The sequence below is a fragment of the Salinisphaera sp. SWV1 genome, from assembly GCF_052044155.1.
Classification (GTDB): Bacteria; Pseudomonadota; Gammaproteobacteria; order Nevskiales; family Salinisphaeraceae; genus Salinisphaera.
On record NZ_JBQDYE010000004.1, the window covers coordinates 1 to 21,878 of the forward strand.

Sequence of the window (21,878 nt, forward strand, 5' to 3'; positions counted from 1 at the left end):
GGCCGGCGCCGGCGCGCGGGCGCTGATCGCGCGCCTGACCCGGCCGACCCCGCGCGAGGGGATGCGCCTGCGTGGCCTGGCGCATGCCGCGATCGATGTCTCCGATGGCCTGGTGGCGGATCTCGGCCATATCCTGGCCGCGAGCGATGTCGGCGCGCGCGTCGACGTCGACGCGCTGCCCGCGTCGCCGGCGCTTATCCGCCATATCGTGGATAGCCGCCAGCGTCGACAACTGCAGGCTACCGGGGGCGACGATTACGAACTCTGCCTGACACTCGACCCGGCCGACCTCGAGCGGGCGCGGGCCGCGTTGAATGGTCCGCTGACTGTCATCGGGCGCATCGAGCGCGCCACCGGCCTGCGGCTGACCGACGCGACGGGCCGCGTCCTGGATACCCAAGCGCTGTCGCGCGCCGGCTGGGACCACTTCGACGGGCGTTGAGCGTCGGCGGTCTGCCCCGTTGGCGGGCAAAAGCCGGGCCATGTCGTTCTTGCCAGGCCCGCGCGCCGTCGCATCCGGCACGGCCGTGAGCGCGCAAGGCAGGCCGGCGCTCCCTTTCCGCCGGGGTGCGATTACGCCGCGGCGACGACGCGGTAGACTGTGCGCCGACCGCATTCCAACCGCACGACCCATGCTGCAACTGTTCAACAGCCTGACGCGTCAGCGCGAGCCGCTGAAGACCCTCGAGCCCGGAAAAGTCCGGCTCTATGTCTGCGGTATCACGGTCTACGATTATTGCCATCTCGGCCATGCCCGTTTTCTGGTCGTGTTCGACATGTTCGTGCGCTATCTGCGGGCCCGGGGCTGGCAGGTGCGCTACGTGCGCAACATCACCGACATCGACGACAAGATCATCCGGCGCGCGACCGAGAGCGGCACCACGCCCGAAGCGGTGGCCGAACGGTTCGCGACCGCGCTGGCCGAGGACGAGGCCGCGCTCGGCCTGATCGCGCCCGACGTCGAACCGCGGGCGACCGACCATATCGGGCCGATCACCGACATGATCGAGCGACTGATCGAGCGCGGCGCGGCCTACCTCGGCGACAACGGCGAGGTGTACTACGATGTCTCCACGTTCGAGCGTTATGGCGCGTTATCCGGCCGGCGGCTGGACGAGCTGCGTTCGGGCGCCCGCATCGCCGTGAACGAGGCCAAGGACGACCCGCTCGATTTCGTGCTCTGGAAGCCCGCCAAGCCGGGCGAGCCGTCCTGGGATTCGCCGTGGGGCGCCGGCCGCCCGGGCTGGCATATCGAATGCTCGGCCATGTCCACCCACTGCCTGGGCGACTCGTTCGATATCCACGGCGGCGGCCTGGACCTGCAGTTTCCGCATCACGAGAACGAAATCGCCCAGAGCGAGGCGGCGACGGGACAGCGCTATGTCGGCTTGTGGATGCACAACGGTTTCGTGACCGTCGACGACGAAAAGATGTCGAAGTCGCTGGGCAATTTCCTGACCCTGCGCGATGTGCTCGAGCAATACGACGCCGAGTCGGTCCGTTATTTCGTGCTGGCCACGCATTATCGCAGCCCGCTGGCCTACAACGCCGAGGCCATGGACAGCGCCGCGGCCGCGCTGGCCCGGCTGTATACGACGCTACGCGATGCGCCGGCTGACGGTGACGCGACCGCCGAAATCAACGCCGATTACCGGGCCCGCTTCCTGCAGGCGATGGATGATGACCTGAATACGCCGGCCGCTATCGCCGTGCTGTTCGACATGGCGCGCGAGGCCAACCGGGCAGGCGAACACGACAGCGACCGGCGGGCCGCGCTGGCGGCCGGGCTGCGCGAGTTCGGTGCCATGATCGGCCTGCTGCAACAGGACGCCGATGCCTATCTGCAGGCGGGCGGGGCCGGCGCGAGCAATCTGACCGCCGAGACCGTTGAATCGATGCTCGCGCAGCGGCGCGACGCGCGAGCGGCCCGGGATTTCGCCACCGCCGACCGCATTCGCGACGAGCTGACAGCGGCCGGTATCGTGCTCGAGGATTCTGTCGAGGGCACCAAATGGCGGCGCGGTTGAGGCCTCGCTGCCGGAGACGGCCCGATCAGCCCGGATCGGCCTCGGCGGCTGCGCGCATTTCGGCTGCGCGCAGGGTGTTGCTGATCAGCATGGCCACGGTCATGGGGCCGACGCCGCCGGGTACCGGCGTGATCCAGGCCGCGCGTTCGGCGGCGGTGTCGAACGCCACGTCGCCCACCAGCTTGCCGGAATCCAGCCGGTTCATGCCGACATCGATCACGGTCGCCCCTTCGCGTATCCATTCGCCCTGGACCAATCCGGGCTTGCCCACACCCACGACCAGGATCTCCGCCTGACCGACCTCGCGGGCGAGGTCGCGGGTGAAGCGATGACAGACCGTTGTCGTGGCCCCCTTGAGCAGAAACTCAAGCGCCATCGGGCGGCCGACGATGTTGGAGGCGCCGACCACGACCGCCTGGCGGCCGCGGAAGGGTTCGTCGATGGATTCCAGCAAACGAATGATGCCCAGCGGCGTGCAGGCCCTGAGAAGCGGCACACGCTGGGCCAGCCGGCCCACGTTGTACGGATGGAAACCGTCGACGTCCTTGTCGGGGCGGATACGTTCGATCACGGCGCTGGCGCTGATATGCGCGGGTAGCGGCAACTGCACCAGGATGCCGTCGATAGTGTCGTCGCTGTTGAAGTCGTCGATCAGGCCGAGCAGTTCGGCCTCGCTGATGTCGGCACTCGGGTACACCGCGCGCGAGACCAGGCCTGCCTTTTCGCAAGCCTTGACCTTCTTGCCGACATAAACCCGGGACGCCGCGTCGTCGCCGACGAGAATCACCGCCAGACCGGGGGCGCGTTGCCCGGCGGCCCGACGTGTCTCGACGGCCTTGCGGACATCGGCGCGGTACGCCGAAGCGAGTTTTTTGCCATCGATCAATCGAGCCGACATGAACGCGCGCTGCTGCAGGGAGCAAATGATGCGCGGATTTTCGCACGGCCGGCACCCCCCGACAATTCGCCGTGGATGCAGGGCCGCGCCGCCCGGATGAGGCGGCGGGGATGGACACAGGGCGCAAGTATCTGCAAGATGCGAATGGGACGCAGCCGCGAGTCGATGCAATGAAGGATTGGGCTATACGGATTGTCGTTCGTCTGGGCGGCGCTCGACCGGCGGCTGGCATGGCGCGCTCCCGGGAGCGCGCGACAACGACGGCTCGCGCATCGCAAATTATGGTGTCGGATGCTGCAACGGGTTAAACTCGGTGACTTGGATCGGGGCATAGCGCAGCCTGGTAGCGCGTCTGCTTTGGGAGCAGAAGGTCGCAGGTTCGAATCCTGCTGTCCCGACCATCCCCTCACCTTCTGCCGGAACGGCCCGCCTTGCTCACGCCAGGCCCGTGCCGCCGTGCCTCCTGCGTGCGCACCCGCTGTCGTCCTCGCCTGTCGACCGAGGCCGGGCGATGGTTTATACGCGGGTCCGTAAAGATATTGTATTGAACGCCCGCCAAGCTGAGCAGATCGTTAGCGTGCGTTTGTGCATTGCACCGCCCGGCCAGGGCGGCGTGCCAGCAGGTTCAGGCGTCTGCTGGCACCGCGTGGCGCAATGTCTGGCACGCATGTTGCTAACCGGCGTACAGAATATTCGTGCATCGTCCAGCGGTTCGATGCCGGTGTCATTGATCAAGAGACGACGACCACGTGATGACGGATGGTTCCGACAAGCACGGCAACAAGCCGATCAAACCCCGACGGGGGCGCCTGACTACTTTCGAAATCGCCGGCATCGTCGTGCTTTCGGCGCTGGTGCATTTCGGTCTGTGGCGGCTTTATCAGCACTCGCCGATCCAGCAGCCCAAACCGATGAAGATGCAGCAGACCCCGCCGCCGATTGAGGTGACGCTGGCGAAACCGCAGCCGGTAAAGAAGGTGCCGGTGATCGATACGCACGCGGTGATGCCGCCCAAGAAGAAGCCCAAACCAAAGCCCAAACCAAAGCCGAAGCCAAAGCCGAAGCCAAAGCCGAAGCCAAAGCCGAAGCCCAAACCAAAACCAAAACCAAAGCCAAAACCAAAGCCGAAACCAAAACCCAAGCCGAAGCCGAAACCGAAACCCAAGCCGAAGCCCGCGCCCAAGCCCGCGCCCAAGCCGCAACCCGCGCCCAAGCCGGCGCCGAAGCCGAGCCCGCAAGCGAGTTCGAACGCGAACAAGGTCACGCCGGCCGTTTCCGGGCTGCAAAGCCTCGGCAATCCGCCGCCGCACTACCCGGCGCGGGCGCTGCGGCGCCACGAGGAGGGTGACGTGAAGCTCAAGATCCTGGTCGAGCCGAATGGCCGGGCCGGCAAGGTCACGGTGATCAAGTCGAGCGGCTACAGCGATCTCGACCAGGCCGCGGTGGAGACGGTCAAGAAGTGGCGCTTCAAACCCGCCAAACGGGGCGATACGCCCATTCCCGGCTACGCGCTGCAGACCATATCGTTCAATCTCCCGGACTGACCGGGCGATCGCATAATTTTCAAGGAGAGAGACCTACTATGCTGAGCAGCAACCTCACGCCATTCGTGGTGCCGGCCGTTCTGTGGTGCCTGATCGTCCTGTCGGTCATTACCTGGGCGCTGCTGGTGATCAAACTCGTTCAGTTCGGCCGCGCCGGGGCGCTGAACAAGCGCTTCCAGAAGAATTTCTGGTCCGCCGACAGCATCGAACAGGGGGAGTCGGTCGTGGATAATTCGATCGGCCCGATGGCCGATATCGCCAGGGCCGGTTTCGCCGTGATCACCGGGCGCGACATCGCCCCCGGCAACCGGGACCTGGCGCATCAGATCGACCGCGGCGAGCGCCTCGAACGCGCGTTGCGGCAGCAGATCGAACGCGAGCGGCGTTCGCTCGAAGGCGGGCTCGCCGTACTGGCCAGCTTTGGCAGTACCGCCCCGTTCATCGGCCTGTTCGGTACGGTCTGGGGCATCATGGGCGCGTTGGTGAGTATCGGCGAAACCGGCTCCACTGGTCTGCAGGCCGTGGCCGGTCCGGTTGGTCATGCGTTGATCGCCACCGGCATGGGTATTGCCGTGGCGGTGCCGGCGGTGTTGATCTACAACTTGCTGGTGCGCCGACTGAAAGCCGGTGTGCATTCCATGAACGACTTCGCGCACGATTTCTATGCGCTGTGCCAGCAGAGCGGGTTTCAGTCCGGCGGCGCGCAGATAACCCGTCAGAGCGATCTCAAGGACGCCGCGACGGTCGGCCAGAAAACGCATGCTACCGCTTGATGCGTTGGCCCCGTTCATCCTGTTCAAGATTACGGAGTAGCAATCATGGCCATGTCAGGTGGTGGAGACGACGACGAAGTTCTCAGCGAAATGAATGTCACGCCGTTGGTCGACGTGATGCTCGTGCTGCTGGTGATGTTCATCGTCACGGCATCGGCGGTGACTACCGCGGTACATGTCAACCTGCCGAAGACGGACAGCGTGGCGCCACCGGATGCCAAGCAGCCGATCGTGTTGAGCGTGGATAGCGACGGCCATTATTTCATCGACAAGGAGGAGCTCTCGCTGAACGAGCTCAAGCAGCGCCTGGCGCAGATTCATCAGAAGACGCCCCACCGCGCAGCCCAGCTGCAGGCAGACAAGGACGTGGCCTATGGCAAGGTCGGCAAGGTGATGGCGGCACTGCAGGCGTCCGGCATCCAGAAAATCGCGGTCCTGTCGAAGCCATAGCCCGTGATGCGATGAACACGCGGCTGGCTGGCATCGGCCGCCCCTCATGCCGGATGTGGCGCCAGCGTCACATGGGGCGGCAAGGGGCGGACCCGGCCCACATCCAGCCAGAACTGCTCGGGTGAATGAAAATCCGAGCCGATCGAGCCGGCGAGGGCATGTCGGCGTGCATCCCGGGCCGATTGGCTTTCCTGTTCGACCGTACTGACGCCGGTACAGATCTCGATCGCGTCGCCGCCGGCGCCCGCGAAGGCCGCTACCATGCGCCGCCGCCAGGCGCCGGAAAACCCGTAGCCGAACGGGTGGGCGAGCACCGCTGTGCCGCCGGCGGCGTGAATCCAGCCGATGACGTCGGCGAGCCCGGCCCACACCGTGCGCCGGTAGCCCGGCCGGCCGGGGCGCAGGTAGCGTTTGAACGCATCCTGGCGATTGCGCACGAGTCCGTCGGCGACCAGCAGATCGGCGAAATGCGAGCGCGTGATCTGGCCGCCGTCGGCGGCTGAGCGGGCGCGGGCGCCGCCGTCTTCCAGGCCAATGCGTGCCAGCCGCTCGCCGATGCATGCAGCGCGTGTGTCGCGTTCGGCTTGCTGGCGGCTCAGTCCGGCGACCAGCGTCGGCTGCGCGATATCCAGCCCCAGGCCGACGATGTGCAGCGTGCGCTGCTCCCAGCTCGCCGATATTTCCGCGCCGGCGACCAGTTGCATGCCGTGACCGGCCGCCGCCCGCTGTGCTTCGTCGATGCCGGCGGTCGTGTCGTGGTCGGTCAACGCCAGGCGTTGCACGCCGCGGGCTGCGGCCCGCGCCACCAGCGCGCTCGGGTCGAGCTGGCCGTCCGAGGCCGTGGAATGGGTGTGCAGGTCGATCATGGGTCACGCCGGAAGTCGTTGCGCGCTATCGTGGAGCGCCGTTGCACCAGCATAGAGGCCGAGGGAGCAGGCTGCATGACCGATCTCGGGATTCTGCCCTTGTGGGCATTGATCATTCACCTGGCGATCGAGCTCGCCCTGATCGCGCGCGTGCTGCTCAAGCCCTATCGCGATCCGGCGGCGCGTGTGGCCTGGCTGGTGGTGCTGATCGCATTGCCGGTGGTCGGCATCATCGTCTATCTGCTGTTCGGTGAAACCAGCATCGGCCGGCGCTATACGCAACGAATGCACGCGGTGCTGGCACAGCTGCCGCCGCCAGCATCGGTCACGCCGCCGGCCGCCGTCGACGCGCGCGCCACGCCGCTATTCGCCATGGCGTCGTCGATCAACGGCTTCGGGCCATGCGGCGGAAACCGGTTCGATTTCCCCGACGGGGCGGATGCCACCATCGACGCGCTGGTCGCGGATATCGACGCCGCCGAGCACCATGTCCATCTGTTGTTCTATATCTGGCTGACCGATCGCAACGGCCTGCGGGTGGTGTCCGCCATCGAACGCGCGGCCGCTCGCGGTATTACCTGCCGGGTTATGGTCGATGCGGTGGGCTCGCGCGGATTGATCAAGTCCCGGTACTGGGCGGCGATGCGCGCGGCCGGCGCGCATACCGCGGTGGCACTGCCGGTCGGCAACCCGGCGCTGCATGTGTTCGTCGGCCGCGTGGATCTTCGCAATCACCGCAAGATCGTGGTGATCGACAACGTGATCACCTACGCCGGGAGCCAGAACTGTGCCGATGCCGCGTTCGCGATCAAGGCGAAGTATGCGCCATGGGTCGATGCGGTGATCCGGCTGGCCGGGCCGATTGCACGTCAGAACCAGTATCTGTTCGTGGCCGACTGGATGACCTATGCCGGCGAGGATTGCCGGGACTGCCTGCACGAGCCGGTGCCGGCGGGCCAGGGCGACATCGTCGCGCAGGCGATCGGCACCGGGCCGACCGGGCGTTATTCCGCGGCGCCGGAATTGATCTGTGCCTTGCTGTACGCCGCGCGCCGTCAACTCACTATTACGACCCCGTATTTCGTGCCGGACGACGCACTGCGGCTGGCGCTTTGCTCGGCGGCCTACCGGGGTGTCGATGTGCGCATGGTATTCCCGGCGCGCAACGATTCGCGCATCGTCGCCGCAGCCAGCCGCAGCTACTATCAGGAATTGCTGGTCGCGGGCGTACGGATCTTTGAATACGAGCCGGGTTTGTTGCACGCCAAGACGCTCACCGTCGACGACGATCTGACGTTGATCGGTTCGACCAATCTCGATCGGCGCAGTTTCGATCTCAATTACGAAAACAACGTGCTGCTGCAGTCGCGCGACGTCACCGCCGCGATCCGTGCGCGCCAGGCGCGTTTCATCGCGGCCGCGCACGCCATCACGCGAACTGAACTGAACAACATCTCGGCGCCGCGGCGCGCGTGGCGCAACGCGCTGGCGATGCTCGGCCCGGTGCTGTGATCGTCTGCCCCGGATCGACGCCCGGCGAAAAAAAGCCGTCGCGGGGAGCGACGGCTTGTTCGTCGGCAAGCGGTGCCGCCGCTCAGTCGTCGGCGAAGTTGGCGTGCAGCACCTGGTCGGCCGGGCCGAGCCGGTCGCTGGCGGTCTTGCGCTGGTGCCAATAGGGATACAACAGGACCGGGCGGCTGATTTTCTCGATCCGGGCGATCTCGGCATCGCTCAGTTCGAGATTCGCGGCGGCGAGGTTGTCGTCCAGCTGATGTTCCTTGCGCGCGCCGATCACGGCCGTGGTGACGCCGGGCCGGGTGAGAATCCAGGCCAGCGCCACCTGGGCCGCGGACACGCCGTGGGCGTCGCCGATCTCGACCAGCGTTTCGATGATGTCGAACAGCCGTGTTTCATCCGTGATCGGCGGTTCTTCCCAGCCCTCGGAGAACCGCGTGCCTTCGGGTTTTTCCGCGTCGCGCCGGTACTTGCCCGACAACAGGCCACCGGCGAGCGGGCTCCAGATCATGGTGCCCAGGCCGGAATCCACGGCCGCCGGCATCAGTTCGTATTCGGCCTCGCGCGCCTGGGCGGTGTAGTGGATCTGTTGGCTGATCGGCTTGATGAAGCCTTCGCGCTCGCAGATCGCCTGCACCTTCATGGCGTGCCAGGCGGAGAAGTTCGAGATGCCGTAGTAGCGGATCTTGCCCTGGCGTACCAGCGTATCGAAGGTCTCGAGGGTTTCCTCGAGCGGCGTGATGCCGTCCCACTGGTGCATCTGGTGCAGGTCGATGTGCTCCGTGCCCAGCCGCTTCAGGCTGGCCTCGATCTGCTGGCGGATATGAACGCGCGACAGGCCGCGATCGTTGACGCCATCGCCCATGGGAAAACGCACCTTGGTGGCAATGAGTACGTCGTGGCGCTTGTCGCCCAGCGCCTGGCCCAGAATCTCCTCCGACGCGCCGCCGGAATACATGTTGGCGGTATCGAAGAAGTTGACCCCGGCATCCAATGCCTTGTCGACCATGGTGCGGGCGCCGGAGACGTCCGTGTTGCCGACCTTGGCCATGTGGCCTTCGCCGCCGAACGTCATCGTGCCCAGTGTCAGCTTGGACACCCTGAGGCCGGAATTGCCGAGTTGGCGATATTCCATTGATCGCTCCATTGTGATTGGTGGCCCAAAGGATGAACATACCTGGGGTTGAAGTTCAACATGCACGGTTCGCAGGCGAGCGCCGCCGTGGGTCGGCTATCATGCAATTACAGAGTTCATTCCACGAGGCGGACGCCATGCCTGTGTGCCTGCCATCGCGCGACGCCGTGCCCGTTATCCGGAGCCGGGCCGCCATGCCATGAACAGCAGGGTACGACGCCGACCCGGTCGCCGGTCCCGGTACATGCCGGGCGCGGCCGAATTCGAGATCATCCACCGTCGTGCCGGTGTGTCGGTGCGCTATTACGCGCCCGCCGGCGCGCCCGAGGCCGGGCCGGCGCCGCGAACGCCGGTGGTGCTGATCCCGCCGCTGGCCGCCGATATCCAGATCTATGACCGGCGCAACCAGCACAGCCTGGTGGCCTATCTCTCGGCGCGCGGTTTCGATCTCTACATGATCGACTGGGGTTGGCCGACGCGCGCCGATGACCGACGCCACCTGACCGACTACTTCGCCGCGTTGTTGCCGGAAATGCTCAACCGGGTGCGTTTCCACAGCGGGCGGCAACGCCTGGCCCTGCACGGCTGGCGGCTCGGCGGGTTACTGGCGTTGTGCTATGCCGCGGTCAGCCCGGCCGATGACCTGGCCGGCCTGGTGCTGCTCGATACCTGCATCGATTACGCCGCGTGCCCGGCGGCGGGCCGGGTGCGGGGCCGGCTGCGCCAGCGCGCCGGACGCTGGCGACGTCTGGCCGGCCTGCGGGCCAGCCACCTGCCGGTTGCCGCGCTGCATGTGCCGAGCTGGCTACAGTCGATCGCCCGCCAGGCGGTGCTCGGCCCGGCCCAGCCGCCGGACGACGATGCCCTGCGCTCGCGGGCGTACCCCGGCGGGGTGGTCGCCGATGTCATCGATCATCTCTGGACCGATAACACGCTGGCCGCCGGGCGGCTGCCCATGGCCAGGCCGGGCGCCGGGCTGGCGAGCGTGCGCGCGCCGATCCTGTTCATTGCCGATGCCGATCATCCGGTCTGCTCGCCGGTGTGTGGCGAGCGGCTGGCGACCGTGGTCGGCAGCGACCGGGTGACATGTGAATGGACCCATGGCGATCCACAGCATGCCGGCTGTGGCGCGTTAATGGCTCGGCGCAGCTGGACGCGTGTCGCCGACTGGCTGCTCGATCCGGGCGTGGATCAATGACGTGATGCGCCCGCTGCATTATGTTCGAAGCGTCATCGATCATTGAATAGGGCACTGGGGCGGCCGCCCCAGTACCTCGGAGCGGACCATGACAGATCGAAGCGATGCGCTGGTCATCGGCGCGGGCCTGGCCGGGCTCGTAGCCGCAGTCGAACTGGCCGATGCGGGGCGTTCGGTGCGTATTTTCGAGCAGGAGGGCGAGAATTCGATCGGCGGCCAGGCTCACTGGTCGCTCGGCGGGCTGTTCCTCGTGGATACGCCCGAGCAGCGTCGCATGCGCATTACCGACTCGGCCGAACTGGCCTGGCAGGACTGGCTCGGCTCGGCCGGCTTCGACCGGCCGGAGGATCACTGGCCCCGGCGCACTGCCGAAGCGTTCGTCGAATTCGCGGCCGGCGGCATGCGCGAATGGCTGTATGGTCTGGGCATGCGCTGGTTTCCGGTGGTCGGCTGGGCCGAGCGGGGCGGCGGCACGGCGCAAGGCCACGGCAATTCGGTGCCGCGTTTTCATATCACCTGGGGCACGGGCCCGGGTGTGCTGGCCCCGTTTCTGCGGCGCTTGCAGGCACACAGGCGGGCCGGGCGCATCACGCTCGATTGCCGGCATCGAGTCGACCGCCTGCTCACCACCGGCGGCCGGGTGATCGGGGCGAGCGGCGCGGTGCTCGCCCCGAGCACGGTCGCGCGGGGCGAGCGGTCGGCACGCGATGCGGTGGACGTGTTCGAGTACATGGCCGAAGTCGTCATCATCGCCGCGGGCGGCATCGGCGGCGATCACGACAAGGTGCGCGCGAACTGGCCGGTGGCGCGGCTAGGCCCGCCGCCGGCGCACATGCTCTCGGGCGTGCCGCACCATGTCGATGGCCGCATGCTGGATATCGCCGCCGCCGACGCCGGGGCGGCGATCATCAATGCCGACCGCATGTGGCATTACACCGAGGGCGTGGCCAACTGGAATCCGATCTGGCCGGCCCACGGCATTCGCATCATTCCCGGGCCCTCGTCGCTGTGGCTCGATGCCACCGGGCAACGCCTGCCGGCGCCGTGCCTGCCGGGTTTCGACACGCTGACCACGCTGCGTGCGATCCTGGCCACCGGCCATGATTATTCCTGGTTCGTGCTCGATCAATCGATCATCGAGAAAGAGTTCGCCTTGTCCGGCTCGGAACAGAATCCGGATATGACCGCGCAATCGTGGCGCGCGGTGCTGCGCTCGCGGCTATCGCGCGGCGCGCCGCCGCCGGTGGAGGCATTCAAGACCCAAGGGGCGGATTTCGTGGTGGCCCCGGATGTCGCGGCACTGGCGGCCGGCATGAATCGCGTGGCCGGCAACGCGCTCATCGATGCCGATGCGCTGCGGGCCACGATCGTCGCGCGCGATCGCCAGATGGCCAATCCATTTGCCAAGGACGCCCAGATCACCGCGATTCACGGCGCGCGTCGTTATCGGGGCGATCGCCTGTTCCGCGTGGCCCGGCCGCATCGGCTGCTCGACCCTGCGCATGGGCCGCTGATCGCGGTGCGACTGCACATCCTCACACGCAAGACCCTCGGCGGTCTGCATACCGACATCGACGGCCGGGTGCTCGATCACCGCGGAGAGCCCGTCCCCGGCCTGTACGGCGTGGGCGAAGCCGCCGGTTTCGGCGGCGGCGGGTATCATGGCTACAACGCGCTGGAGGGCACGTTTCTGGGCGGCTGCCTGTTCTCGGGACGCCGTGCCGGGCGTCACGCGGCCGCGCAACTGTGAGCACGGGCGAATGCTCGTCGTCAACCGGCGCGCTTTTTGGATAAGCTCAGTGTGTGATCGAGAATGCGGCGGTGGCCACTAACGGCTGGATTCTTGCTTGTACGCGTTACAGGACAACGAGACAACGACCGGCGATGGCGAGACGATCGCCGGCAGGTGGTTCGACAGGTCAGCCATGCGATACACGACCGTGCTATTCGATCTCGACGGTACCCTGACCGATCCCTATGAAGGCATCACGCGGTGTGTCGAATACGCATTGTCGTGCCAGGGCATCGAGGTCGCCGACCGGCGTCACCTGGCGGGGTTCATCGGGCCGCCGCTCAAGGCCGCCTTTTGCGAACACTATGGCCTGTCGGATGCCGAGGCTGGCCGCGCGGTCGAGGATTATCGCGTGCGCTTCGGCGATGTCGGCATGTACGAGAACAGCCTTTACCCCGGCATCGTGGATGTGCTCGGGCAGCTTCGTGCCAGCGGCCGGCAGTTGTTCGTGGCCACCTCCAAGCCCTGGTTTTATGCCCGGCAGATCGTCGCGCATTTCGGGCTCGACGGGTATTTCGGCAAGGTCTATGGCAGCGAGCTCGACGGCAAGCGTACCGAAAAATCGGTTTTGATCGCGCACGTGCTACGCGAGGAAGGCCTGCGCCCGGAAGAAACGCTCATGATCGGCGACCGCCGCTTCGACGTGCTGGGCGCGCGCCACAACGGCGTGCCGGCTGCCGCGGTCAGCTACGGCTACGGTGACCGGCAGGAACTGCTCGACGCCCAGCCCGATCACCTCTTCGACTCGCCGAACGACATCGCACGCTGTCTGTTGGCTGAGCCGGCGGCATCGGTGCACACGCAACAATACGGTGGCGTATTGCGCTAACCTGACGCGGAATTTCCAACGAGCCGCATCATGACCGATACCTCGGGGCGCACGCCGCTCTCTGTTCTGTTGTCGCATCTTCAGCCCGCCGGCAACGCCTGGCACATCGACATTCCCGACGATTGGCTGCAGGGGCGGGCGATCTATGGCGGCCTGTCGGCGGCGCTCTGTCTGGCCGCCGTCGACGCGGCGGTTGGCGATCTGGCGCCGCTGCGGTCCGCGCAGGTCGCTTTCGTCGGGCCGGCAGGGCCGGGTGTGCGCATCGAGCCGCGTATCCTGCGCCAGGGTAAATCCATGGCCTTTGTCGCCGCCGACATGACCAGCGGCGATAACGCGGCGGCGCGTGCCACCTTCGGCTTCGGCACCGCGCGTGAATCGGCCCTGGCGCACGCCGACGTCGCCGCCCCGGCGGTGGCCGATGCGCGCGACGGTGGCCTGTTCTTCGAAGACAGTGAAGGTCGGAATCTCGGGCCGAACTTCGCACGTCATTTCGATAGCGCCCGGGCCGCCGGCGCGACCCCGGCCAGTGGCGCCGAAACACCGCAATTCTGTGCCTGGCTGCGCCATCGAGACGCGGCGATGCGTGATTCACTGACCGGGCTCGTGGCACTCGCGGATGCGTTGCCGCCGGCGGCCATGGCCTGTATGCACAAGCCGGCGCCGGTCAGCACCATCACCTGGCAGTTCGATCTGCTGACCGAGCGTCCGGTGACCGAGCAGGGCTGGTGGCTGTGTCGTTCCTACGCCGAGCAGATTGCCGACGGCTACTCGGCCCAGCACATGACGATCTGGAACAGTCGGCGCGAACCCGTGCTGGTCGGCCGACAAGCGGTGGCAGTGTTCGCCTGACCGACCCCTGACCCGGCGGCCGGCCGCTGCCCCTGACCGAGCCCGTTGTCCGGCGGGCTCGCGCCTCGATTCCTGCGCTGCATGGAGGCTTCATTACACCAGTCAGATGGTACTGGTGTTGCAAATGCGAATGAGTCGCAAATACAATTGTCACGCCGGCAGATACGAATGGCGCCGGCTTACGATTGACGACAACACCATGGGTCAGGGAGACCGAGGAGCGACATGCACAATCAACAGGGATGGCGTCGGGTAACGATCGGCGGGCGAGTGATCAGCCTGATCGCGCTGAGCGGCGCGCTGGGCCTGCTGCCCGCCGCCGCGGCAACGAAGGACCAGGCCGATAGCGGCGAGCGCGATACAAAGGCGGCGGCGGGCGGCGACCACGGCGGCAGGATACCGGTGGCGGCTGGTTCGACCCGGCTCGAGACGATCAGCGTCGAGGGGCGCTACCGCGGCGTCGAAGGCCCGACTGAGGGCTATACGGCGCACGCCACGCGCGGCGCGACCAAGACCGATACCCCGCAGCTGGAAACGCCGCAGACGGTTGATGTGGTGACGCGCCAGCAGATCACCGATCAGGGCTCGCGCGACATCAACGAGGCGCTGCGCTACACGCCCGGGGTGTTCACCGGCCTGGCCGGTGCGTCCAGCCGCCAGGATGTTACGGCGCTGCGCGGCTTTTCCGGCGGCGATGTCGACAATGCATTTCTGGATGGGCTGCGCTTGATGAGCGACGGCGGCAGTTATTCCAACCTGCAGATCGACCCGTACATGCTCGAGCGCGTCGACGTGGTCAAGGGGCCGAGTTCGGTGCTCTACGGGCGTGCCCAGCCCGGCGGGCTGGTCAATTACGTGACCAAGCGGCCACAGGCCGAAACCGAGCGCCATATCCAGTTCTATGGTGGCAGCTTCGATACCTTCGGCGGCGGGCTCGACTTCACCGGCGCGCTGCCGGATCAATCCTGGGGTAACTACCGCATCGTCGGTCATGCCGATACCTCGGATACGCAGTACGACGTGGTCAAGCGCGAGCACTACGCGATCATGCCGGAGGTCGACCTGAAGCTGTCCGAGGACACCGATCTGCTGCTCCAGGCCTATATCCAGCACGATCCGGCCGGTGGATTTCACGGCGCCGTGCCCTATGACCTGAGCGTGAGCAATCAACGCTTCGGTCGCACGGTCGATTCCTCCTGGGTCGACGCGGACAAGGGCAACGAGAAATTCAACCGCGACCAGCGCATGTTTTCCTACCAGCTCACGCAGCACGTCAACGACCATGTGACACTGCGTTCGAGGTCGCGCTACACCGACCTCCAGACCCAGATGGCCCAGGTTTACCAATATGGCTTCATCGGCAGTGGCGCCGAACTCGCGCGTTACTACTCGGGTGCCAACGAACATCTCAAGGCGTTTTCGACCGATAACAACGCCGAGATCACGTTCGCGACCGGCAGCGTGAAGCATCAGGTGCTGGCGGGCTTCGGTTATCAGCAGCGATTCAACCGCGTCCGTAATTACGGTGGGCCCGCGAGTTCGCTGGATCCGTTCAATCCGGATTATTCGAGCAACCCGCGGCTGGCCGACAGCGCCGCGTTGACCTCGGACATGAACCGCAAGCTCAAGCAGTTCGGTGTCTATCTGCAGGACCAGATGGCCTGGCGCCGGTGGCATCTACTGCTCAGCGGACGGGAGGATTATCTGCGGCGTGAGTACCAGTCGTATCTGGCCAGCAACCAGGGCCGCGACGAGCGCAGCGACGATGCATTCTCCGGCCGCGCGGCGCTGCTGTACGAATCGAAATGGGGGATCTCGCCCTATGTGTCGTACAGCGAAGCCTTCAATCCGACCACCGATACCAGCGTGGACGGTGTGGTGCCGCAGCCGGAGAAGAGCGATCAATATGAAGTCGGCGTGAAGTATCAGCCGCCGGGCACCAACGCGCTGTTCACGTTGGCGCTTTACGACCTGACCCAGAAGAATGTGCAGCAACGCACAACCGTGTCGCCAGTCACCTACGAAGGCGTGGGCAACATCCAGGCCCGGGGCGTGGAATTCACGGCCAAGGCCGATGTGACCGACAAGCTGCACGTAGTCGCCGGCTACAGCTACAACGATATCGGGTATCAGAACGACATCGATACCGCGACGCTGACCGCCAAGGCAGGGAATACGCCGGTGCGTACGCCCAATCAGCTGGCCTCGCTCTGGGTGAAGTACGACTTCCCGAAATCGGTCTCGGCAGGCCTGGGCGGGCGCTATGTCGGTAAGAGCTATGCCGATGCCGCCAATGATCTGAAGGTGCCGGACTATGCGGTCGCGGACGCCATGGTCAGCGTCGACCTCGGCGCCTGGGCGGACAAGCTCGACGGCGTGAGCCTGCGGGTGAACGCGAACAATCTGTTCGACAGGAAATACGTCGCCGCCTGCTTTGCCGAGAACTATTGCTATTTCGGCGAACAACGCAACGTGACGGCAACCGTGGACTATCGCTTCTAGACCCGCCGGGCCGGCATGCGTGCCGGTCCGGTCCGCTTGCCACGAGGGGCGTGGCCGCGGCGTTCGCGGCATCGAATCATCGAATCGTCGACAAGGAAGCTCTCTCATGTCCATGCAACCTGCGGATCGTGCGATCGGCACCGGGGCGGATGGCAACCTCGGCGCGGCACTGATCGGGCGCAGCGGTCTGGCCGATTTTCGTGCCCAGGGCGAGCAGGCGATCGAAGCCACGATTGGCGCACTGGGCCGTGCCCACCGGGTATTCGACGGCGTTCGAGCCGACGCTATTCGCGGCCCGATCGACGCGATCGACCTGGACCGCGAAGCCCCGGCCGGATTCACGGCGACGCTGACCGAGCTGCAGTCGCTGTATTTCCGGCACGCCGTTTATTTTCATCATCCGCGCTATGTGGCGCACCTGAATTGCCCGGTGCTGACCAGTGCGGTGGCCGCCGAGATCATCGCCGCCGGTATGAATTCCTCGCTCGATACCTGGGATCAGAGCGCCGGCGCCACGCTGATCGAGCAGAAACTCATCGACTGGACGGCGCGCCGCGCGCATCTGCCGGCTACGGCGGACGGCGTGTTCACCAGCGGCGGCACCCAGTCGAATCTGATGGCGCTGCTGTTGGCCCGTGAACAGCACGCCGCCCGCGCGCACGGCATCGGCCGGGTCCAGCGCCACGGGTTGCCGGCGGAAGCGGCGCGCTGGCGGATCTTCGTTTCCGAAATCAGTCATTTTTCGCTCACCAGCGCGGCCGCGCTGCTTGGGCTCGGCCACGACGCGATCGTGGCGGTGCCGGTCGACGCGGCCTGGCGTATGGACGGCGCCGCACTTGCCGGGGCGGTGGCAGAGGCCAGCGCACGCGGCGATATCCCGATCGCGATCGTTGCCACCTTCGGCACCACGGACTTCGGCAGCCTGGACGATGTCGAGGCGGCCGCGGCCGTGGCGCGAGCGCACGATATCTGGCTGCACGTCGATGCCGCCTATGGCTGTGGCCTGCTGGTGTCGCCAACCCGCGGCGATCGCTGCCGCGCGCTCGCGGCAGCCGACTCGATCACGGTCGATTACCACAAATCGTTCTTCCAGCCGGTGGCCTGCAGCGCCTTGCTGGTCGCCGACGCCGGCATGCTGGCGCACGTCACCCATCATGCGGACTACCTGAACCCGGCGGAAGCCGCCGCCTCCGGTACGCCGGACCAGGTTAACAAGAGTCTGCAGACCACGCGCCGTTTCGATGCGCTCAAGCTCTGGGTGAGCCTGCGTGCGGTTGGGCCACGGGCGATCGGGCAGCTGTTCGATGCCGGCCTCGAGCTGGCGCGCGCGACGTATCGCCTGATGCTCGCCGAGCCCCGCTTCGAACTGCTCAACGAGCCCGAACTCGGGGCGCTCGTGTTCCGTTTCCGGCCGAGTCTGGCCTTGCCGGCGAATGAACTCGATGGCCTGAACGATGCGATCCGCGCCGAGCTGGCCGCCCACGGCGAAGCCATGATCGCCGCGACCCGGGTCGGGGGCCGGCGTTATCTCAAGTTCACCCTGATGAACGCCCAGACCACGGTCGCGGACATGGCGGAATTGCTCGGGCTGATCGTAACCACCGGCCAGCGGCTGGCGCGGGATCGCCGTGCGGCCGACACGGGGCCGGGCGCGACCAAGCGTGAATGCAACGAACGCGTGGTGCGTCGTCATGGTTGAGCACGATCGCGCTGCGCATATCCACGACGTCATCGGAATCGGCATCGGCCCGTTCAATCTGGGCCTGGCAGCGCTCGCCGAGCCGATCGCGTCGCTCGACGCGGTCTTTCTCGACGAAAACGAAGGCTTCGACTGGCACCCGGGCCTGCTGCTCGACGGCGCCACACTGCAGACGCCGTTTCTGGCCGACCTGGTGACCCTGGCCGACCCGACCAGCCGCTACAGCTTTCTCAATTACCTCAAGGCCAGCGGGCGTCTCTATGCGTTCTACATCCGCGAGAGTTTTTTCATGCTGCGCGCGGAATACAACCAGTACTGCCGCTGGGTGGCCGGACAGTTGTCGAATCTGGTATTCGAGCAGCGGGTGGAACAGATCGACTACGACGAGGCCGCCGGTTGCTATGGGGTCACCGCGGTCCGCCCCGCGACCGGCGAACCGGTCGTCCGGCGCGCGCGGCGTCTGGTGCTCGGAACCGGCCCGGCACGGTATTGGCCGGCCGGCTGCGATGAACTCGACGGCCCGGTTTGTCATGCCGCCGATTATCTGGCGCATCGCGAGGCCCTGGCCGACAAGACCAGCGTCACGCTCATCGGTTCCGGGCAAAGCGCGGCCGAAATCTTTCACGAGCGGTTGGCGTCGGCGGGGCCGGGCCGGCGCCTGGACTGGTTCACCCGTTCGTCCCGGTTTTTCGCGATGGCCTACGACAAGCTCACGCTGGAGCTGACCTCGCCGGAATACATCGATTACTTTCACGCGCTGCCCGAGCACACCCGACACCGGCTCGGGCAGGCCCAGAAACCGCTCTACAAGGGGATCGATCGCGCCCTGTCGGATGCCATCTACGAACGGCTGTACGAAAAAGACCTGCACGGCAGCGCCAATGTCGGCCTGCAGGCCAACATCACGCTGCTCGCGGTCACCCGGGATGCCGCGCGCAACGAGTACGTCCTGGAGCTGCTCCAGGCGGAACAGGGCCTGCGGTTTCGTCACCGTACCCAGGCGCTGATTCTGGCGACCGGTTTCAGTCCTCGTGTGCCGGGCTATCTGGAGCCCATCGCCGATCGCATCCGCTGGGACGGGCAGGGGCGTTTCCGGGTCAGTCGCGATTACGCGATCGATACCGCCGGCGATCGAATCTTCGTGCAGAACGCCGAGCTGCATAGCCACGGCTTCACCGCCTCGGATCTCGGCATGGCCTGTTATCGCAACGCGGTGATCCTGCGCCAGCTCGTGGGCCGCGAGGTCTATGCCATCGAACGCCGCATCGCATTCCAGAGTTTCGATGCCCGCCGGTTGGCTTCGGTCGAGGCGGGCGCGCCCCATCTCGAGAGCGACCGGGAGACGCCGTAATGCTCGATTTCAGCGAATACGGCCGCTGCGTGCCCGGCATGGGCAGGTTGGCCCTGGCGCCGTTCGAGATCGGGCGCCATGCCGGCTGCGCGCACCGCTGGCTGACCAGTGACCACGCCCGGTTCTGGGGCATGACCGCCCATTCAGCGGCGGATACGGTCGATTATTTCTGTGCGATCGAGTCATCGACCACGCATACCGCGTTGATCGGCCGGCACGCGGGCCGGCCGGCCTTTCTGGTCGAGGTCTACGACCCGGCGGTGGAACCCGTCGGCCGGCATTACAGCGTCCAACCGGGCGATGTCGGCATGCATATTCTCATCGCCCCGCCGCGCCAGCCCATCCATCTGTTCACCTGGGCGGTGTTCGCGCTCACGGTCGATGCGTTGTTCGCCCAACCGGGCGTCGAACGGCTGGTGGTGGAGCCGGATGTCGCCAACCGCGGCATCCATGGGCTCAACCAACGCGCCGGGTTTGTCTACCACCATCGGCTTCGCCTGGCAGACAAGACGGCCTGGCTGGCGACCTGTACCGCATGCGACCGGGACCGCGCCATGCGCCGTCTGACCGCATCACAACGCGCCGTATGCGCACGAAAGGAGACCCCCCGCATGAGTTGTCAGTGCCTGACGGCCACGCTGCGCAGTGTGGCGCATCTCTCGCCGGCCCGCTGGGCCGAGGTCAACGCCGCGCTGGTCGCCAAGATCATCGGCGAGTTCGCCCACGAAGGGCTGTTCGAACCGCGGGCCCTGGAAGACCCGCCGGCTGATGAAGCGGGGACCGCCTGCTACGAGATTGCGGCGGACGACCCGGGCGTGCGTTATCGCTTTGCCGCCCGGCGGTTTTTACTCAATCACTGGGACGTCGAGCCCGCCTCGATCACGCGTGAAGTCGACGGCGGGGCCCGGCCGCTGGATGCCGGCGCCTTGGTCGTGGAATGCCGGGACACGCTCGGGCTGAACGAAGACCGGCTCGCGCTCTATCTCGAGGAAATCGCCCGTACCCGCTATAGCGCCGCCTACAAACGCGCCACCGCGCAATACTCGGCGGCTGAACTCGCCGTCGCCGATTTCCAGACCGTGGAAGCGGCGATGACGGAAGGCCACCCGGCGTTCGTGGCCAACAACGGCCGCGTCGGCTTTGACGGCGACGATTTCGCCGCCTATGCGCCGGAAGCCGCCCACCCGATCCGTCTGGTCTGGGTGGCGGCGCACGTCAGCCGGGCGCACTTTGCCGTGGCCGCCGACCGCAGCGTGGCATCGCATCTGGCCGGCGAACTGGATGAGACCACCCGGCATCGGTTTGTCGAACAGCTGATCGATCTGGACCTCGATCCGGCGGATTATCATTTCATGCCGATCCACCCCTGGCAGTGGCAGAACAAGCTGGTGTTCGCCTTCGCCGACGAGATCGCCACGCGCCATCTCGTGCATCTGGGTTTTGCGCCCAATGCCTATCAGGCGCAGCAGTCGATTCGTACGTTGTTCAATCACGACGCGCCCGCGCGCTGCTACGTCAAGACCAGCCTGTCGATCCTCAACATGGGCTTCGCGCGTGGCCTGTCGCCGTACTACATGGCCGGCACGCCGGCGATCTGCGACTGGCTGGCGAGCCTCATCGATAACGACGCCTATCTGCGTTCGACCGGATTTTCCATCCTGCGGGAAGTGGCCGCGGTGGGTTATCGCCATCCGCATTTCGAGGCGGCCGTGGCGAAGACCGATGGCGCCAACAAGATGCTGTCGGCGCTGTGGCGCGAGTCGCCGGTCGCGCGCCTCGGCCAGGGCGAGCGGCTGATGACGATGGCGGCGCTGCTGCACCGCGATTACGAGGGGAACTCGCTCATCGGCGCGCTCATCGACGCGTCCGGGCGGTCCATCGACGACTGGCTGCGGTGTTATCTCGATGCCTACATGGCGCCGCTGTTGCACTGTTTCTATGCCCACGACCTGGTGTTCATGCCGCACGGCGAGAACCTGATTCTGGTGCTGCGTGAACACACGGTGGACCGCGTGATCATGAAAGACATCGCCGAGGAGATCGCCGTGCTCGACCCGAACGCCGAGCTGCCGGCCGCCGTGCAACGGATCGCGGTGGCGGTGCCGGAACAGCTCCGGACGCTGTCGATCTTCACCGACCTGTTCGATCTGATATTCCGTTATATCGCGGCGATACTGGCGGTTGAGCGCGATTACGCGCAGACACGGTTCTGGGCGCAGGTCGCCGCCTGCATCGTGCGTTATCAGGACGCCCATCCCGAATACGCCGAAAAGTTCGCCCGCGATGATCTGTTCGCGCCCGACTTCGCGCGCTCTTGCCTGAACCGGCTGCAACTGGCCAACAACCGCCAGATGCTCGATCTGGCCGATCCCACCGGCAATCTGCAGTTCGTGGGCCGGCTGGACAACCCGATCACGGCGTACCGCCGACATGTGATGACCGCCTAGAGA

The 21,878-nt window shown here is 66.2% G+C and carries 17 protein-coding genes and 1 tRNA gene; 15 read left to right on the forward strand and 3 right to left on the reverse strand.

Going from position 1 to position 21,878, the window contains the following annotated elements:
* Nucleotides 1-442 (forward strand): thiamine-phosphate kinase (locus ACS8YF_RS02790; protein ID WP_440848696.1); only part of this gene is annotated, 442 nt, incomplete at its 5' end.
* A 190-nt stretch (nt 443-632) separates the two neighbouring features.
* Complete coding sequence (gene cysS, locus ACS8YF_RS02795) at nt 633-2,027, forward strand: cysteine--tRNA ligase (RefSeq protein WP_440848697.1); 1,395 nt, start codon at nt 633-635, stop codon at nt 2,025-2,027.
* 25 nt (nt 2,028-2,052) lie between these two features.
* On the opposite strand, the gene folD is transcribed toward cysS, so the two are convergent.
* Nucleotides 2,053-2,925, reverse strand: coding sequence for a bifunctional methylenetetrahydrofolate dehydrogenase/methenyltetrahydrofolate cyclohydrolase FolD (gene folD / locus ACS8YF_RS02800; protein WP_440848698.1), 873 nt, complete (start codon nt 2,923-2,925; stop codon nt 2,053-2,055).
* A 324-nt stretch (nt 2,926-3,249) separates the two neighbouring features.
* On the opposite strand from folD, the gene ACS8YF_RS02805 reads away from it, so the two are divergent.
* From ACS8YF_RS02805 to ACS8YF_RS02820, 4 genes are all read left to right on the forward strand, one after another.
* Nucleotides 3,250-3,326 (forward strand) — tRNA-Pro (locus ACS8YF_RS02805).
* Nucleotides 3,327-3,677: 351 nt separating this feature from the next.
* Entirely contained in the window at nt 3,678-4,469 is a 792-nt protein-coding gene (locus ACS8YF_RS02810; RefSeq protein WP_440848699.1) for an energy transducer TonB, read from the forward strand.
* A 38-nt stretch (nt 4,470-4,507) separates the two neighbouring features.
* Nucleotides 4,508-5,242, forward strand: a complete 735-nt coding sequence (locus ACS8YF_RS02815; protein ID WP_440848700.1) for a MotA/TolQ/ExbB proton channel family protein — start codon at nt 4,508-4,510, stop codon at nt 5,240-5,242.
* 51 nt (nt 5,243-5,293) lie between these two features.
* Nucleotides 5,294-5,692 (forward strand): ExbD/TolR family protein, encoded by a 399-nt coding sequence (locus ACS8YF_RS02820; protein ID WP_440848823.1) that lies wholly within the window; start codon nt 5,294-5,296, stop codon nt 5,690-5,692.
* A 44-nt stretch (nt 5,693-5,736) separates the two neighbouring features.
* Here the strand turns inward: ACS8YF_RS02820 and ACS8YF_RS02825 are convergent, their stop codons facing one another.
* Nucleotides 5,737-6,558, reverse strand: coding sequence for a PHP domain-containing protein (locus ACS8YF_RS02825; RefSeq protein ID WP_440848701.1), 822 nt, complete (start codon nt 6,556-6,558; stop codon nt 5,737-5,739).
* Nucleotides 6,559-6,633: 75 nt separating this feature from the next.
* On the opposite strand from ACS8YF_RS02825, the gene cls reads away from it, so the two are divergent.
* Nucleotides 6,634-8,070 carry a cardiolipin synthase gene (gene cls / locus ACS8YF_RS02830; protein ID WP_440848702.1) on the forward strand — a complete coding sequence of 479 codons (1,437 nt, stop codon included), beginning with the start codon at nt 6,634-6,636 and terminating at the stop codon, nt 8,068-8,070.
* An 82-nt stretch (nt 8,071-8,152) separates the two neighbouring features.
* Here cls and ACS8YF_RS02835 read toward each other — a convergent pair whose 3' ends face one another.
* A complete protein-coding gene (locus tag ACS8YF_RS02835; protein ID WP_440848703.1) occupies nt 8,153-9,208 on the reverse strand; it encodes an aldo/keto reductase in 1,056 nt (351 codons plus the stop codon).
* 199 nt (nt 9,209-9,407) lie between these two features.
* Here ACS8YF_RS02835 and ACS8YF_RS02840 point away from each other — a divergent pair, with 199 nt between their 5' ends.
* The 8 genes from ACS8YF_RS02840 (at nt 9,408) to ACS8YF_RS02875 (ending at nt 21,875) form a co-directional block, all read left to right on the forward strand.
* A complete protein-coding gene (locus ACS8YF_RS02840) occupies nt 9,408-10,406 on the forward strand; it encodes an alpha/beta fold hydrolase (RefSeq protein ID WP_440848704.1) in 999 nt (332 codons plus the stop codon).
* 88 nt (nt 10,407-10,494) lie between these two features.
* Entirely contained in the window at nt 10,495-12,156 is a 1,662-nt protein-coding gene (locus tag ACS8YF_RS02845) for an FAD-binding dehydrogenase (protein WP_440848705.1), read from the forward strand.
* A 175-nt stretch (nt 12,157-12,331) separates the two neighbouring features.
* Entirely contained in the window at nt 12,332-13,027 is a 696-nt protein-coding gene (locus tag ACS8YF_RS02850) for an HAD hydrolase-like protein (RefSeq protein WP_440848706.1), read from the forward strand.
* Nucleotides 13,028-13,057: 30 nt separating this feature from the next.
* Complete coding sequence (locus ACS8YF_RS02855) at nt 13,058-13,876, forward strand: thioesterase family protein (protein ID WP_440848707.1); 819 nt, start codon at nt 13,058-13,060, stop codon at nt 13,874-13,876.
* Between the two features lie 225 nt (nt 13,877-14,101).
* A complete protein-coding gene (locus tag ACS8YF_RS02860) occupies nt 14,102-16,378 on the forward strand; it encodes a TonB-dependent siderophore receptor (RefSeq protein WP_440848708.1) in 2,277 nt (758 codons plus the stop codon).
* A gap of 106 nt (nt 16,379-16,484) precedes the next feature.
* Nucleotides 16,485-18,077, forward strand: a complete 1,593-nt coding sequence (locus ACS8YF_RS02865; RefSeq protein ID WP_440848709.1) for a pyridoxal phosphate-dependent decarboxylase family protein — start codon at nt 16,485-16,487, stop codon at nt 18,075-18,077.
* The gene (locus tag ACS8YF_RS02870; RefSeq protein WP_440848710.1) at nt 18,070-19,428 is read left to right on the forward strand and encodes a lysine N(6)-hydroxylase/L-ornithine N(5)-oxygenase family protein; all 1,359 of its coding nucleotides are present in this window, start codon (nt 18,070-18,072) and stop codon (nt 19,426-19,428) included. The genes ACS8YF_RS02865 and ACS8YF_RS02870 overlap by 8 nt, the downstream gene beginning before the upstream one ends.
* The gene (locus ACS8YF_RS02875; RefSeq protein WP_440848711.1) at nt 19,428-21,875 is read left to right on the forward strand and encodes a GNAT family N-acetyltransferase; all 2,448 of its coding nucleotides are present in this window, start codon (nt 19,428-19,430) and stop codon (nt 21,873-21,875) included. Before ACS8YF_RS02870 ends, ACS8YF_RS02875 begins: the two co-directional genes overlap by 1 nt.
* Nucleotides 21,876-21,878: the final 3 nt, after the last annotated feature.